At 45.1% G+C, this 16,338-nt stretch carries 15 protein-coding genes; 3 read left to right on the forward strand and 12 right to left on the reverse strand.

What is annotated here, in order from left to right; all coding sequences use genetic code 11:
* The first annotated feature begins 84 nt into the window (after positions 1–84).
* Positions 85–732, forward strand: a complete 648-nt coding sequence (gene pdxH, locus CLV59_RS06820) for a pyridoxamine 5'-phosphate oxidase (RefSeq protein WP_211323758.1) — start codon at positions 85–87, stop codon at positions 730–732.
* Between the two features lie 80 nt (positions 733–812).
* Here the strand turns inward: pdxH and CLV59_RS06825 are convergent, their stop codons facing one another.
* The 6 genes from CLV59_RS06825 to CLV59_RS06850 all read right to left on the reverse strand — a co-directional run bounded on the left by CLV59_RS06825 (position 813) and on the right by CLV59_RS06850 (position 6,597).
* A complete protein-coding gene (locus CLV59_RS06825; protein ID WP_111591269.1) occupies positions 813–926 on the reverse strand; it encodes a 30S ribosomal protein THX in 114 nt (37 codons plus the stop codon).
* 146 nt (positions 927–1,072) lie between these two features.
* Complete coding sequence (locus CLV59_RS06830) at positions 1,073–1,342, reverse strand: HU family DNA-binding protein (RefSeq protein ID WP_111591270.1); 270 nt, start codon at positions 1,340–1,342, stop codon at positions 1,073–1,075.
* A 316-nt stretch (positions 1,343–1,658) separates the two neighbouring features.
* The gene (locus tag CLV59_RS06835) at positions 1,659–1,961 is read right to left on the reverse strand and encodes a DUF4286 family protein (protein WP_111591271.1); all 303 of its coding nucleotides are present in this window, start codon (positions 1,959–1,961) and stop codon (positions 1,659–1,661) included.
* 35 nt (positions 1,962–1,996) lie between these two features.
* Positions 1,997–2,761, reverse strand: a complete 765-nt coding sequence (locus tag CLV59_RS06840; RefSeq protein WP_111591272.1) for an exodeoxyribonuclease III — start codon at positions 2,759–2,761, stop codon at positions 1,997–1,999.
* Positions 2,762–2,776: 15 nt separating this feature from the next.
* Complete coding sequence (metH, locus tag CLV59_RS06845) at positions 2,777–5,548, reverse strand: methionine synthase (RefSeq protein ID WP_111591273.1); 2,772 nt, start codon at positions 5,546–5,548, stop codon at positions 2,777–2,779.
* A 32-nt stretch (positions 5,549–5,580) separates the two neighbouring features.
* Positions 5,581–6,597: a homocysteine S-methyltransferase family protein gene (locus tag CLV59_RS06850; RefSeq protein WP_111591274.1), complete on the reverse strand. Its 1,017-nt coding sequence runs from the start codon at positions 6,595–6,597 to the stop codon at positions 5,581–5,583.
* Between the two features lie 391 nt (positions 6,598–6,988).
* Between CLV59_RS06850 and CLV59_RS06855 the strand changes: the two genes are divergently transcribed.
* Positions 6,989–7,201, forward strand: a complete 213-nt coding sequence (locus CLV59_RS06855; RefSeq protein ID WP_111591275.1) for a hypothetical protein — start codon at positions 6,989–6,991, stop codon at positions 7,199–7,201.
* A 240-nt stretch (positions 7,202–7,441) separates the two neighbouring features.
* Here the strand turns inward: CLV59_RS06855 and recR are convergent, their stop codons facing one another.
* From recR to CLV59_RS06870, 3 genes are read right to left on the reverse strand one after another with little or no spacing between them, the layout of a single operon-like run.
* On the reverse strand, positions 7,442–8,062 hold the full coding sequence (gene recR / locus CLV59_RS06860) for a recombination mediator RecR (protein ID WP_111591276.1): 621 nt from the start codon (positions 8,060–8,062) through the stop codon (positions 7,442–7,444).
* A gap of 27 nt (positions 8,063–8,089) precedes the next feature.
* Positions 8,090–9,562, reverse strand: coding sequence for an Ig-like domain-containing protein (locus tag CLV59_RS06865; protein ID WP_111591277.1), 1,473 nt, complete (start codon positions 9,560–9,562; stop codon positions 8,090–8,092).
* A gap of 48 nt (positions 9,563–9,610) precedes the next feature.
* Positions 9,611–12,772 carry an ATP-dependent DNA helicase gene (locus CLV59_RS06870; RefSeq protein WP_111591278.1) on the reverse strand — a complete coding sequence of 1,054 codons (3,162 nt, stop codon included), beginning with the start codon at positions 12,770–12,772 and terminating at the stop codon, positions 9,611–9,613.
* A 94-nt stretch (positions 12,773–12,866) separates the two neighbouring features.
* Here CLV59_RS06870 and CLV59_RS06875 point away from each other — a divergent pair, with 94 nt between their 5' ends.
* Entirely contained in the window at positions 12,867–13,334 is a 468-nt protein-coding gene (locus CLV59_RS06875; RefSeq protein ID WP_111591279.1) for an SRPBCC family protein, read from the forward strand.
* 6 nt (positions 13,335–13,340) lie between these two features.
* On the opposite strand, the gene CLV59_RS06880 is transcribed toward CLV59_RS06875, so the two are convergent.
* From CLV59_RS06880 to CLV59_RS06890, 3 genes are all read right to left on the reverse strand, one after another.
* Positions 13,341–13,865: a hypothetical protein gene (locus CLV59_RS06880; protein ID WP_111591280.1), complete on the reverse strand. Its 525-nt coding sequence runs from the start codon at positions 13,863–13,865 to the stop codon at positions 13,341–13,343.
* A 19-nt stretch (positions 13,866–13,884) separates the two neighbouring features.
* Complete coding sequence (locus CLV59_RS06885) at positions 13,885–14,901, reverse strand: lipid A deacylase LpxR family protein (RefSeq protein ID WP_111591281.1); 1,017 nt, start codon at positions 14,899–14,901, stop codon at positions 13,885–13,887.
* 67 nt (positions 14,902–14,968) lie between these two features.
* Positions 14,969–16,240, reverse strand: coding sequence for an acetyl-CoA hydrolase/transferase family protein (locus tag CLV59_RS06890; RefSeq protein WP_111591282.1), 1,272 nt, complete (start codon positions 16,238–16,240; stop codon positions 14,969–14,971).
* Positions 16,241–16,338: the final 98 nt, after the last annotated feature.

The following is a 16,338-nucleotide window of genomic DNA, read 5'->3' on the forward strand; positions in this document are numbered from 1 at the left end:
AGGTGGGCCAAAATTACTAATATCCTTGCATACCTTTGCTTTGTAGCTGCACGGTTAGCGCTCGAACCCTTAAATTGTTAAACCATGTTGAATCAAAAGATAGCTGATCTCCGCAAGGATTATATCATGGCTTCCCTGGATGAAAAAGATGTAGACCAAGACCCTTTACAACAGTTTGGTCGTTGGTGGAATGATGCCACTTCTGGTGAAGTGGAAGAGGCCAATGCGATGACACTGGCTACCAGTACGCCGGAAGGGCATCCTTCTGCAAGAATTGTTTTGTTGAAGAGTTTTGATAAGGATGGCTTCCTGTTTTTTACCAATTATGAAAGCCAGAAGGGACAAGAGTTGGCAGAGAATCCAAATGTTTGTCTGCTATTTTTCTGGAGAGAATTGGAGCGACAGGTACGTATCGTTGGTACGGTGAGCAAGGCGCCGGCAAGTGTTAGTGATGAATATTATAATAGTCGGCCTATCGGGTCCCGCATAGGCGCTATCGCTTCTCATCAAAGTAGGGTGATTGCAGACCGTACTGTGTTGCAGGAAGAGGTAGACAAGCTGACGGCAGAATATGCGGATAAAACGCCTGAAAGGCCTGCTTACTGGGGAGGTTACCTGGTGAAGCCAACTGCCTTGGAATTCTGGCAGGGTAGAAGTAGCAGATTACATGATCGAATCCGATATGTATTACAGGGAGATGGCAGCTGGAAGATAGAGCGGCTCGCACCCTGATGCATGGAAGGTAGTTATACGAAAGGCGCAAAGTATCTGTTACAGATGGTTTGCGCCTTTATAATTTGTATGCGAGAAAACTAAGCTTTCTTTTCTGCTTTAGCAGTAGTTTTTTTAGTTCTTGCTGGTCTGGATTTACCAAAAGATTTGTTGGAAATTTTACCTCTTTTGGTTTTTACATCTCCTCTACCCATAACGAATAAATTGAAGTTTTATAAATGATGTTGATAACAGCCGCAAATTAATTCAAATCGCTGAAATTCTATACTGCTGGCAGTTTGATATAAAAAAAAAGCAAGAAACATAATTGTTCCTTGCTTGAATAAGTTGTGCTAACTGATTAGAGCTTGTCAGACAGAGCTTTACCAGCTTTGAATTTAGCAACTTTCTTAGCCTTGATCTTGATGATCTGACCGGTTTGTGGGTTTCTACCGTTACGTGCAGCACGTTTAGATACGGAGAAAGTACCGAAACCAACCAAAGTTACTTTACCACCTTTTTTCAGGGTATCAGCAACAGCTTTGGTGAAAGAATCCAGAGCGTCGTTAGCTTGGGTTTTGGTAATGCCAGCATCTTTGGCGAGTTTGTCGATTAATTCGGCTTTGTTCATAGTTAGTAAGATTTAACTAGTGAAAAAATGTTTGATGTGAGCAAATATAGCGCGTTTTATCAGATTACCAAATTTTTTGCAACTTTTTTATACAAATTTTTATCGGCTGAAAAACGCTACTGGTAACGGTTACAGCAGATTACCCCCTTCGACGCTAAAGATGACTTTAGTGCGTTAAATGCGTAAAACACTGTGCTGTAGCTAGTTTGAATCACTTTTTAGCATAGTTCAGCAAACTTTCCAACTATTGTACCAAACTCCCAAGCCCCTGAAAACAGTGGATTTCCTGTGGATAAGTTTACAATTTCATGGCTTATCAGATGGCTTGCATAACAGTTCCGAAGGCGATAAATTGGTCTCCAAACATCTCATAACCGAGTTGGCGCATAGTGCCGGAATGCTCTGCCATGAAGGTATTGTAGTTCTCCATACTATCTGTGAAGTACTGAATAGCATAGGTAGGTCCTTCGGAATCATCCTGCTCCAATAGCCGACACATGCGGTAATCATGAAACAAACCCGTTTGCATCATTGCGGGAATTTGTACTTCACGCATCCAGTGCATCCATTGTGGATGTATGCCTGTGGCGACTTTTATCGTAATGTTATAAATGATCATGTAGTACTCAAAAATGATAATTGCTGTATTCCGGATTAATCAGCCAGTTCCAGGTATACCGGACAATGGTCTGAATGCTTTACCTGTTGGTATATTTCGGCATGTTTCAGCTTTTCCATCAGTGGTGAGGTGACGTTGATATAATCGATACGCCAGCCTTTATTGTTGTTCCTTGCATTTGCACGGAAGCTCCACCAGCTGTACTGATGCGGATCCGGGTTGAAATGACGAAATGTATCTACAAAACCGCTGGCAAAAAGTTTATCCATCCAGGCTCTTTCTTCAGGAAGGAAACCGGTGGAGTTCTTATTGCTGACAGGATCATGGATATCTATCGGTTTATGGCAAATGTTATAATCGCCGCAAACCACCAGATTAGGGCGGGTTTTTCGCAGCTCTGTGAGATAAGCGAAGAATTCATCCAGCCACTGATATTTGTATGCCTGTCTTTCCTCTCCGCTGGTGCCGGAAGGGATGTAGGTGTTGATCAGGGTCAGATCGCCGAAATCCAGCCTTATAAAGCGGCCTTCTGCATCACTCTGAGGGTTGCCGTTGCCATATTGTACGTTATCCGGTTTTACGCGGGTTAATACGGCTACGCCACTGTAACCTTTCTTCTGGGCCGGAAACCAGTAATGCTCAAAGCCCAGCTTATCAAATTGCTGGAAATCAACATTGTCTTTATTGGCCTTTATCTCCTGTAAACAGACAACATCGGCAGGATTTTCTGCCAACCATTCTGTAAAACCTTTAGTCATGGCTGATCTCAGCCCATTCACATTATAGGATACAATTCGCATGATGTAGTAGGTCTTTTACATATCATATTCCAGGTTAGGACGCAGCCATTTCTCGGCTTCTTCAATGGTCCAGCCTTTACGCGTTGCATAATCGGCTACCTGGTCTTTTTCAATTTTTCCTAATCCAAAATATTTGGCTTCAGGGTTAGCAAAATACCAGCCGCTCACACTGGATGCTGGGTACATTGCCAGGGATTCTGTCAGTGTAATACCTGTGTTGTTGGTCGCATCCAGCAGGTCAAACAACTTGTATTTTTCAGTATGTTCCGGACAAGCAGGATAGCCTGGCGCCGGACGAATACCCATATATTCTTCCTTAATAAGCTCTTCGTTGGAGAGATGTTCTTCGCTTGCATAACCCCAGAACTCTTTACGTACACGTTCGTGCATCAGTTCCGTGAAAGCCTCCGCCAGCCTGTCGGCCAACGCTTTCAGCATAATACTGCTATAGTCGTCATGTTCTGCTTTGAACTTCTCCAGCCACTTTTCAATTCCAATTCCCGCTGTTACCGCAAAACCGCCAATATAGTCCTGTTTGCCGGTGGCAGCAGGGGCGATGAAGTCGGCCAACGACAGATTCGGTTGTCCAGGAGCCTTCTTGATCTGCTGACGCAAAAACTCCAGGTCAACAGGTTTGATATTGGTTTGATCAGGCGTTACGCGGATAGTATCTGCAGCAATGTTATTGGCCGGATACAGACCGATTACCGCATTGGCAGAAAGCCATTTCTCTTCCACGATTTTCTTCAGCATTGCCTGTGCATCGTTATAGAGATGAGTGGCTTGTTCGCCTACAACTTCATCTGTCAGGATCTGAGGGAATTTACCATGCAGTTCCCAGGAGATGAAGAACGGCTGCCAGTCAATGTATTTGGCTATCTCCCCTAAATCATAATCTTCAAATTTGCGGTTACCAGTGAAGGTTGGTTTAACAGGGTTAAATTTATCCCAGTTGATAGCCGTCTTATTCTTTTGCGCTTCGGCAACAGGCAGGTACTGTTTTACCGGCCTTTTATTACGGAAGGATTCATTCAGTTTGTTGTATTCTGTATGAATATCGCTGAGGAAGTTTTTCTTCAGTGCTTTGTTGAGCAGGTTACCGGTAACGGTTACACTCCTGGACGCATCTAGTACGTGTACTACGCCGTGCTCATATTCCGGCGCAATTTTCACCGCTGTATGGGTCCGGGAAGTAGTAGCGCCACCAATGATCAATGGCACTTCAAACTGTTGTCTTTTCATTTCACGGGCTACGTGCACCATTTCATCCAGACTAGGCGTAATCAGACCGCTGAGTCCAATGATATCTACCTGTTCCTGTTTGGCTGTCTGCAGGATCTTATCTGCAGGCACCATTACGCCCATATCAATGATTTCATAACCATTACAAGCCAATACCACGCCTACGATGTTTTTACCGATATCGTGTACATCGCCTTTTACGGTAGCGAGGAGAATTTTACCGGCAGATTTGATTTCACCGCCGAATTCTGCCTGCATGCGTAGCTTCTCTTCTTCAATAAAAGGAGTGAGTACTGCTACCGACTTCTTCATCACACGGGCACTTTTTACTACCTGTGGGAGGAACATTTTACCGGAGCCGAACAGGTCGCCCACGATGTTCATACCATCCATCAGTGGACCTTCAATCACATCCAGCGGACGTGGATATTTGACGCGCGCTTCTTCTGTATCAGCTTCAATATAATCAGTGATACCGTTCACCAGGGAGTGGCTGAGTCTTTCTTCCACGGTCCCTTGTCTCCATGTTTCATCTTTTTCTATCACTTTACCTTTCGCCTTTACAGTTTCAGCGAAAGTAATCAGGCGTTCGGTAGCATCATCTCTGCGGTTGAGGATAGCATCCTCACAGAGTTCACGCAGTTGTGGTTCAATATCGTCATAGATCTGCAATGCGCCAGCGTTTACGATACCCATGTCCATACCCGCTTTGATGGCATGATACAGGAATACCGCGTGCATGGCTTCACGCACCGCTTCGTTTCCTCTGAAAGAGAAAGAAACGTTACTCACACCACCGCTTACTTTGGTGAGTGGCATGAGTTCTTTGATACGACGGGTGGCACTGATAAATTCCACCGCGTAGTTATTATGTTCTTCGATACCAGTGGCGATCGCGAAGATGTTTGGATCGAAGATGATGTCTTGTGGTGGGAATCCTACCTTTTCTGTCAGTACTTTATAGGCACGGTGACTGAAAGTGACTCTTTTCTCTTCTGTATCTGCCTGGCCGTGTTCATCGAACGCCATTACCACTACTGCGGCGCCATAAGCTTTACAGATTAGTGCCTGTTCAATGAATTTTTCTTCCCCTTCCTTCAGCGAGATGGAGTTCACAATACATTTACCCTGTACGCATTTCAGACCTGCTTCGATTACACTGAATTTACTGGAATCGATCATGATAGGAATACGAGAGATATCCGGTTCAGAAGCGAGGAGATTCAGGAAGTTCGTCATGGCTTTTTCTCCATCGAGGAGGGCATCATCCATGTTTACGTCCAGTACCTGTGCGCCGCTTTCCACCTGCTGGCGGGCAACGGAGAGGGCTTCTTCAAAATGGCCTTCTCTGATCAGACGGGCAAATTTCTTGGAACCGGTAACGTTGGTACGCTCACCAATATTGATGAAATTGGCTTCCGGACGTACTACCAGCGGTTCCAGACCACTGAGTCGGAGAAAAGGTCTGATAACTTTATGTTCCTGGTTATCAGTTTCAGGCGCATTCCCGGAAGTGACAGTATTGTCAATAGTTGTTACACTCATTGTTGCTGTGTCGAAATAAAGATAAAATCAGACTATGCCAGTGTGTTTACCTGAACAGGTTTCTGGCGGGGTTTAATATTTTTCACATGTTCAGCGATATGACGGATGTGATCCGGAGTGGTACCGCAACATCCACCTACTATATTTACGAAACCGGAGCTCGCAAAGTCTTCGATGATGCAGGCAGTATCTTCAGGTTGTTCGTCGTACTCGCCAAAAGCATTCGGTAGCCCCGCATTCGGGTAGCAGCTTACATAGCAACTGGCGATATTGGATAACTCCTCTACATATGGACGCATCTGCTGACCACCAAGGGCGCAGTTCAAACCAATAGAGAATGGGTCCGCATGCATCACTGAAATATAGAAAGCTTCCAGGGTCTGACCGCTGAGGGTACGACCAGAAGCATCTGTGATCGTTCCGGAAATCATCACTGGTAATTCCGGTGTGCCGGCTCCTCTGAAATATTTCTTAATAGCGAAGATGGCTGCTTTACAGTTCAGCGTATCAAAAATGGTTTCGATCAGGAGAATGTCTACACCGCCTTCAACCAGGCCTTTTACCTGCTCTTCATATGCCGCTACTACCTCGTCAAAGGTAACAGAGCGATATCCAGGATTGTTTACATCCGGAGAGAGCGATAAGGTTTTGTTAAGTGGACCAATAGCGCCAGCTACAAACCTTGGTTTATCCGGGTTTTTGGCGGTATACTCCGTAGCCGCTTTCTTAGCAATAGAGGCTGCGGCCACATTCAGCTCAAATGCCAGCTCCTGCATGTCGTAATCAGCCATCGCAATGGAGGTACAACTGAAGGAATTGGTTTCGATAATATCAGCGCCTGCTTCCAGGTATTCTTTGTGAATGGCTTCTATAATGTGCGGCTGAGTGAGGTTGAGAAGGTCATTGTTCCCTTTAAGATCGGAGTGGTAGTCTGCAAATCTGGTTCCCCTGTAATCTGCTTCCTCCAGCTTATATCTTTGAATCATGGTGCCCATTGCACCATCGATAATGAGCACGCGCTCATTGGCACAGTCTTGTAAAGATTTCATGTTTGATAGCTGTTTATTAGTTACGGTTTAAAACAACAGGGTCGAACAATAAACAAATCCACCCTGTGAATTCCTGCAAATATAACATTTTCCAAGGTATTATCCCTGTTTTTGAGGCATGGAGAGGTATTGTCAGACATGTATAACCGCGTCTTGCTATATAGATTTTATCTATTTCTGTACTAAAAATTTGGATGCAGTCTATAAAGTCTACTATATTTGTAGGGTAATAACAAAACAGCATGCAACAATGTGAGAAAAATATCCTGCTAGAATCGGCTACGGCTCCCCACCAGCCCGCGATGCGCTGTTACCCAGCATCCCGATGTACCTGTTGATACTCATTTGTCATCCGTTCATTATTTCTTATTACAACAAAATTTAACCAATCATGACGATATCAGAGCATATCCATTCACTCCGTGAACACCTGGCAGGGTTGGGGCTTCAGCCAGTAGCGGAACTCAGTTCAGATCAACACCAGGTCTTTAAGATTTGTTTTTTGAACAAATACGAAATGCAACGATGGAAGGAATTAAAGGAGAAAAACGAATCAGTGACCAACCATACCATATTTGAGGGGCTTGTTGACAACAATCCCTGAACAAAATTTTCATAACGTGGAATTACAGGTTAAACGAAGACGGGTGCTATTCAGCACCCGTAGTTTTTTTTGCTCACCATACAGCCAAAGCAACAATACAGCAAGGAAATTTATTTAAAAGTTTAATCCCATCTCAGTTTCGATTCACATCAAACAACAAAACATCTGCTTTGCTGCCTATGCTGCTCTGCGAGCAAAAAATCCGCTCATCAGCGCCGAAGGCGCCCTTGCGGGAAAGAATTACTTCTGTTGCACATAGCTCTCCAATGGCAGGCGATTGGAGATAGATCTCGCCAAAGTCATCTCATCTGCATACTCCAACTCTCCACCAAAGGCAATACCCCTGGCGATAGTGGTGATTTTTACAGGCAATTCCTTCAGCTTACGTGATAAATAATAAATCGTGGTATCCCCTTCAATCGTGGGATTCAGCGCCATAATCACTTCTTCTATCCCTTGCTGCTGTGTCCGCTCTACTAAGGAGTGTATATTCAACTGATCCGGACCTACGCCATCCAACGGAGAAATAATGCCGCCTAATACATGGTAGAGCCCGTTAAATTGTTGCGTATTCTCTATCGCCATCACATCCCGAATACTTTCTACCACACATACCACTTTCCGGTTCCGGCTATGACTACTGCAAATACTGCAGGTTTCTTCGTCAGATACATTATGACAATCCTTGCAAAACCTGATCTGCTCCCGCATTCTCGCTATCGCATCACTAAACTGCTGTACCTGGGAAGGCTCCTGTTTCAACAGGTGCAGTACCAGTCGCAGTGCGGTCTTTTTCCCAATGCCCGGAAGCCTGGAGAACTCATTTACCGCGTTTTCTATAAGTGCAGATGAAAATACCATAGTGCAAAGGTAGGCATTCCTATATGCCTAAAATGTCAGTGTTTTAATGTTGTTCCAGCCTGCTTTCAGGTTGTATTTTTCAGGTAAGAGAATCACACGTTCCGGCTGGCGCTTAGGCTCGGTATAATAATTCCCCCGATCCCATTTACCATTACCATTCTTATCAAGTAAAATGCGTACGGAGTATTCTCCCGGAATGATCAATTCCTGCGTCCAGGTGCCATTTACAGCTTTTCCGGAATACTTAATGGCCTTATCCTGTACCAGTTGCACCACATAGTGCATCGTGGTATCGTCGATGGCCTGTCGTGTACTGTCGCTAATCACTAATTTGGCAGTGAATATGGAGTATTCCACCAGTTTTTTAGTGGAGAAGTTGATGGTGTCGGATTTGGCCATGACCTGGCTGGCAGTATCTTTTATGGCTTCTTTAGGAATGATTAACCGATATTTCATGTTCTCCTTCCATGGGTAGATAAGGGTCATCGTTGTTTTCAGACTGTCCAGGTGGGTATGGAATTCTACCTGCTCCAGAGTGGAGTCTTGTTGCAACAGAATACGATTGCTGTCTACCACTTTCAATGGCATGGAGAAGGTGATCCGCAGCGGTTCTGACAGTTCCTGCCGCCCATTATCCAGTTTCGCCTGCGCTGTCAGTTTCGGCAGTTTTTTCTTTTTACTGTCTTCCTTCACTGTTTCTTCCAATTCTACGAGGTCCAGGGAATCCACATGTTCCGGTTTCTTGATAGTACTGTCGTTTTCCATGAACAACAGCATGTTTACATCGGAAATATTCTTTTCCTGTATCGTTATCGGGTGCTCCAGGAAAGCGATCAGTTCTGAGGAAGAGCTATAGGTAAGGTCCTTGTCTTCTTCCTTCAGCGCGAAAATCTTGTAAGTTCCAGGCGCCAGATTCTTGAAGCGGAAAGAGCCATCATGCCTGCTTTTAGCATAGTACAGCGGCTTCTCCTTACTCACAATTGAGTCTTCGCTTTTCCCAGGATACAGCATAACAGCTACGTTACTGTCCAGCGTACCTTGTTCTGCATTGATGATACGACCAGAAATCTGCAAACTATCCAGGTAATTACCGGTGGAAAGAACATACTGGAAGTCTTCAATAGGATTACGCTCATTGAGGTCGCGCACTCCATCTGCAAAGTTGAAGGTGTAAGTGGTATTCGGTTTCAGTGTATCCTTGAACGTGATAGTCACCGTGTGCAGCTTGGCTGTCACGATTGGCTGACGTTTCAGGGTAGGAGACACAATCAGTTTATCGTTGATGTTGTCCAGTTCCACATATTCATCAAAGAGGAAGGAGATTTTATGTCCTTCAAAGTGAAGGGTGGAATCTGCTGGTTTGGCCTGTAACAATACAGGAGGCAATGTATCTCTCGGACCACCTCCCGGCGGTACGATGTTGGCACAGCGTGAAAAAAAGATAACTGCTACTGGTATAAATATCAGCCAGAAGACCCAGCTCCGGAATTGTTGATTCATGAATGTTAGAATATTTGGCAAACTTACGAAATGGCCGGAAAGCGGATGCTATATTTCCGGTTCTTCTTCGAGTGTATGCAAGGAAATGTATAACTTATTGTCTTTCACAAAATTACACCAAGGGCAATCCGGTTTTCCACAGCCAGTATAGAAATCTTTCTGCTGTATTTTACTCCAGGTGTCTGCGATCTGTTGGGAAACAGTTGTCAGGTCCTCCGGCGTAATCACCACCTTTTCCTTATGGTACTCTTTCTGCTTATTCGGTTCAATAAAGTCAAATTCTGTACTGACTACATTCCAGCTTTTGGGACGGTAGTTATCCAGCAATAATTTATAAAACACCGCCTGCCGCCAGTAATCGCCGCCATCAGGGGATTTTTCATTCGGCCGGTCAAACTTCCGGTAGTCCTTAATGGCTCTCTCAAAATCGCCGGTTTTGTAATCCACTACGTTGATGAAATTACCATCAAACTCCAGTTTATCCACTTTCCCTTTGATAGGAACCCCATTCACAATTACGTTCCGGATATTACGCTCTACGCTGACAATCTTATTCCAACTGTTGACATACTTTTCATAATAGTTGGTAAGAATTTCGAGGCCGTATTCCATTCTTCTTTCAAACGACTCACGGGTAAAGCATTCTCTGTTACGCAGCATGCTCCATTTGAAATCCTTCAAAAACTCCTCCCGGGGAGGGAAGGTGCTGTTGTTGGCCTGCATCTTCACAAACAGTTTTTCTACTGCAAAGTGAATGGCAGAACCAAACTCCGTACTCTCCGAACGACCCGTAGGCACTTTCACCAGACTCTTGTAAAAGAAGCTGAGCGGACAATTCAGATAGTTGTTCAGTGCCGTTACGTTCATCGTAAAGCTGCTGAGCAGACCATCAATGAAACCATGGTCTACATGGGGAATTTCGGGCGACTGATGCGTATGATAGTGCAATGCTTCAAACTCAAACATCACATCTTCACTCATCTCAATTTTATCTGTCAGTAAAGGATGTTCTTCTGTGATTTCTGTAATGAACATACTTGGCTCCAGCGGCTTCCCATCCTGCCTGAACTCCGGATAGCTGATAAACAGGTACTTCTCCGCACGGGTAATGGCCACGTAGAAAAGTCGGCGTAACTCCTGTTCATCCGTAGACGTAGCCTGTGTCTCGAAAACGGTATCCGGCATAGAAAATCCGGATTTATTGGCTTTCTTTTTCTCCCAGATATGAGAGTTGGTGCCCGACATGAATACATACTCGAATTCCAATCCTTTGGAACCGTGCGCTGTAATCAGGTTGATACCTTTATCATTTCCGCTCACCTGTACCAGTTCAATAGGGATATTATTGGCTTCCATCAGATCGATGGTTTCCATTAGCTCCACTAGTGTAAGGTCTGGATTGCGGCGTGTTTCGTCTTTAATGAAATCGAAGAGGGCTTGTAAAACCTTCATCAGCCAGCCTTTTTCGTTGGAGGCCATGATATAGGTCAGAATGCCGCCTTCTCCGATGATGGTACCGAACAGTTGCTGTAGCGTAAGATTATAGGCATCTTTAATCCATTTTTCCAGCAGCTGACCCAGTTTCATGAGTTCATCATCCGGCGCTTCAGAGAAGAGGGTGAGGTTTCTGGTTTGTTGCCATTCCTGTAGAAAGGCCCTGATGGAGGCTTTTTCTCTTTCATCATAACCTTTCTCCGCTACGCGAATACTCACTTTGGCCGCTTCGATAGGAGAGATGTCATAGAAATCATAGTGCATGATTTCAAACAACAGGCCATCGCCGCTGTAAGGAGTATCCAGTTCTGCTGCGATATACCGAAGCAGGTTGAGTACATTCCGCGCAAAGGGAACATTGAACAGGTTGATATTGCGTTTGGAATATACAGGCAGCCCTTTCATGCGGAAATACTCTGCCAGTTCTTCTCCATATTTATTTTCCCGGTAGATCACCGCTATTTTGCCGGCAACAACGCCATCTTCGAGCAACTGAGCACAGCGCAGGGTGATGTCGGCCATTTCATCCTTGGGAGTATTGTATTTGTGGATGACAGGCGGTATATGCAGATGTTTGAGGCTATCGTTACTGGAGACGAGGTTCTTGCTGAGCCCCGGCAACTGGTTCACCAGCCTGGAATTGCCGTTGTTGTCAATAAGTGTCATGGCCGTATCCAGGATGTTCTGTACGGAACGGTAGTTTTCCGTAAGTACAATGGTTCGCAAGGTGGCTGAGAAACCGCTCGCAAACAGCTCCATATTCTCCACGTTTGCGCCCTGGAAGCGGTAGATCGACTGGTCGTCGTCTCCCACCACAAAAATATTTGGTAATTCTTCTCCCTTAATCAGCAGTTGTATCAGCTTATTCTGCGTACCGCTGGTGTCCTGGTATTCATCTACGAGAATATACTGGAAGCGTTCTTTGTAGTCGGCCAGCAGGTTTTTATTCTCTTCAAATGCCCGGATCACCCATATGATCATATCATCAAAATCATAACGGTTTTCATCGAGCATCATGCGCTGGAAGATGGTGAACTGGTCTACAGCCGCCTGTAATCGGGCCATTTTCTCTTCTTCCAGGGCAATCTTATCTGTACGGATATCGCCTTTTTTGAATTTGGCGGTAGCGCGTTTACAGATATATTCATCTCTTTCCGGCAAACTTTTCACATAAGCCTGGATGCGCTCCGTGATGTAAGCCACGTTCCAGCCTTCTCGTTTCATAGTAGAAAAGAGATTGGCGAGGTTTCTCATATCGAAATAAACATCTCCCCGATAGCGTTTCAGCGGATTGTCCTTGGAGAAACCATCGATCAGCTTTTTCAATAACTGGATTTTTTCCAGGTCGGAAATAGGATCGAGGACTGTTTTATCAAAAAGACCCAGGTTATCCTGGATTACCTCGTTACAAAAGGAGTGGAAAGTGTGGATATTAACTCTGTAAGCATCTGGTCCGATAAAGTCGATCAGCCTTTTTCGCATGGCAACAGTACCGGCATCCGTGTAGGTAAGACAGAGAATATTCTGGGGCATGAAATCCGAATCCCGCAATATCTTCCCGATACGGGACGCCAATATCTGGGTCTTACCGGTACCTGGACCGGCAATAACCATTACTGGACCTTCCGTATTATCTACTGCTTCTCGCTGGCGACTATTTAATTTTTCGTATACTTCCTCGAAGCGTTCATGATATTGATTTGGGTCGCGGGTCATGCATTCCTTTTTAATTCCAATGTGCAAAAATACATTAACTTATACGTACTTGCAGTGTTTTCCAACCCTTGTGTGATTTTAATGTTGATAAGTTATGTCACGTATATACGAGCTATCCCGCGCACAAATCATTCCGGCTTCTCTGGAAGCGGTGTGGGCTTACTTTTCAGATCCTGGGAACCTGGCTGAAATCACGCCAGACTATATGCGTTTCCATGTTACCTCGCCGCCGCATCAGGGGGAGATCTATCCAGGACAGATCATTACGTACAAAATTTGTCCTGTATTGGGCATACCGCTAACATGGATGACAGAAATCACCCATGTAAAACAGCATCGTTATTTTGTGGATGAGCAACGGGTAGGCCCGTACAGCATATGGCATCATCAGCATCGCTTTGAATCCGTGGAAGGAGGCGTACTTATGCAAGATCTGGTGCATTACCAAATGCCATTGGGTTTTATTGGAAACATTGCACATGCCTTGTTTGTAAAGCGACAGCTGGAAGAACTGTTTCATTACAGAACAGAAAAAGTAAAAGCAGTATTTGGGGAGATGTGATGCGCTCTATTCATTCTCGTTTATTGTAGTCACTAATTCATTGCCATTATACAGCTTGATTTCCATCGGGCCGCTTTTGGGAAAACTTCCCAGCCAGAGAGGGACGATGGTGGAAGAGGATTGTTCCGGGCTGCCGGCTGCACTGAAATGAAATTCGGCGTTGTTCGTATCTGTGTTTAAAGTAGCGGATACGAGAGATATCTGGGTGTTGTATGGTGTAGCGGGCATGGTCACAGCAACAACCAGGTTGGTGCCCAGGTCCGGCGCCACGATGTTATTGTTCATCGTTTTGGCTATGCCAAACAAACTATCAAAAGTCTGTTGGTTATCTATAATCCAAAAAGTAAGACTGTCTTTCACCTCGATATTATTCTTCACAAAGTATCCGGAAAGTGGCGTTACATCCAGTTGAGAGATGGATTCGGGAATGGTGGCCAGATTGCTGTCAATATCTTCTGTGTGACGTTGTGGATTGTTCTGGCAGGCAGCGATCATGATCAAGCAGGAAACAGCAACAATGTACTTCAGCATAATTGAATATTTAAGAGGTTTACTTATTGGTTGATGGTGATGGAACAGCTCTCTTTGACAGGGAAATCAGGAAGGTAAAATTACCGACACTATGTTTCCCGGTGCCGCTCATCCAGGCAGTAGCCGTTTTCTGTGTATATACGAAAGAGCAGCGTCTGTAGGTGAATCCGAATCCATAATCCATACCAATAATGAAAGGGTTCATACGTGTTACCTGAAGTGCAGATTCCTCCCGGAACTGCTGGCTCTGCCCTCTGAAAAGGCCGCCTTGCAAAATGGCATTATAGAATGTAACACTAAAATTAGGGGACGCAAAGAAATATACCTGGTGTATTCGTCTGGCGCCTATATTGATGTCAGGATCGCCAAACCATGGATTAAACCAGCCGGCTCTGATGGTGGTTTGTGTGCCTAGTCCATCTATAAATGTACCTGCCTGTCCGGAGAAGGATCCCATGACTTCCAGGTGCTTATTGGGGTTCCACATCATGCGCGTGTAGGTAAAGTTATAGTTCAGTAATGGCGCATTGGGCAACTGGTTGCCCCAACCCAGAGGGGGTTCATCGCCAAGCAGGTTATGTGCAAAGGATTGGGCTGGTTTCCCAAAAGCCAGGGGACCCATAAATCCCAATAAAACTTCTGAATGCAGACTATATTTCTTTACGGTATTGTAGGAAGTGAGTTCATGACGCGCGAAAAAGGCCGCTGCATAATAAAAATCAGTAGGGATATATGCGGAATTATGCAAATCATTTGGTGTCATCATCATTTGCATCGCATTCCATTCCCAGACATTCACCGCATCATTGCCCGCTTTCGGCAACCACTTATCTATGAATGTGTCTTTTTTTCTCTTCATGTAACGGTAACCAAAACCGGTGCCGCTGGTATAGGCACGATCGGTACCACGTCCCCAAACATTAAAGAAGTCGTCATCCTCGTAAATTTTAAACTGACTGGTGGCATCCTGCATCAATTGACCATGTGCTTCGGTTCCTACCAGCCATAAAACGAAACATATCAGCCATTTTCTCATTACGGTATAGTTGATGTCCCAAATAATATAACCCGAGACTACCACCCATTGTTGCGCTGAAAGGAATTTAAAAAACTTTGAAGATCTCAAAAGCGTCCCGGGAGAGTTGTTCTCTATGGTCCGGATGCGCAATGTTGATCAGTTCCTGGGCTCTCTGCTTCAGGTTTTTTCCTTGCAGGCAGGCAATTCCATATTCTGTCACGACGTAGTGAACGTGAGCCCTGGTGGTTACCACACTGGCGCCGGGCTGAAGTCTGGACACAATACGGGATATTCCCTTGGACGTAGTAGATGGTATGGCTATAATTGGTTTGCCGCCTTGAGATAAAGCGGCGCCCCGCATGAAATCCATCTGGCCGCCAACCCCACTGTATTGTCTGACCCCGATAGAATCCGCACATACCTGTCCGAAGATATCAATTTCGATCGCACTATTGATGGCAGTGACTTTCGGGTTTTTCCGGATGTTGGTGGGATTGTTGACGAATTCAACATTCAGTAAACGAACGATCAGGTTATTGTCTACGAAATCGTATAGTTTTCTGGAGCCAATGGCGAAGCTGGAAATGAGTAATCCCGGTTGGATAGCTTTGTGTCTCCCTGTAATAACACCTTTTTCCACCAGGTCAATAATTCCATCAGAGAACATTTCCGTATGTATGCCCAGATCTTTGTGTGAGTAAAGGCTTTTCAGTACGGCATTGGGAATGCCGCCAATACCCATTTGAAGGGTGGCGCCGTCTTCAACGAGCGTAGCTGCATGTCGGCCGATGGAAAGCTCCGTCTCGCTGGGCGGTTTTACTTGCTGTTCATAAATTGGGTAATCAACTTCCACGGCCGCACTGATGCGGGATATGTGGATAACCCCGTCTCCCAGTACGCGTGGCATATGGGGATTGATTTCCGCGATGATCACCGGCGCAAGGTCTATAGCAGATTTGGATACGTCGCATGAAACGCCCAGGGTACAATAGCCATTTTTGTCTGGGGGAGACACAGTTACTAATGCCACATCAATGGGTTTTTCCATGGTGCGGAAATACTTGGGGATTTCACTCAGGAACATGGGAACATAGTTAGCCCGGCCTTCATTGACGGCTTTCCGGATATTTTTACCAACAAAAAAGGTATCTATCTGGAAGGAATGTACATGTTCCGGCTCGGCATATGGCGCATCCCATTCTGTGTGTATGCTGACAATCCGGATATCATGTATTTCATGGCTTCTTTGCGCCATGGCCTGGACGAGCGTTTTGGGAGTGGCTGCAGCAGTGTGGATAAAGACGGTATTGCCGGTTTTAATCAGATTTACGGCATCAGTGGCGGTTAAGTAGGGCATGATTTCTAATTTTATACGGCACTAATTTATCATGCCGCAGTCACACAGAAAATGAGGAAAATCATATCGTATATTCGATATGAAATGATTGTTGAAAA

This window comes from Chitinophaga dinghuensis (assembly GCF_003259435.1).
Classification (GTDB): domain Bacteria; phylum Bacteroidota; class Bacteroidia; order Chitinophagales; family Chitinophagaceae; genus Chitinophaga; species Chitinophaga dinghuensis.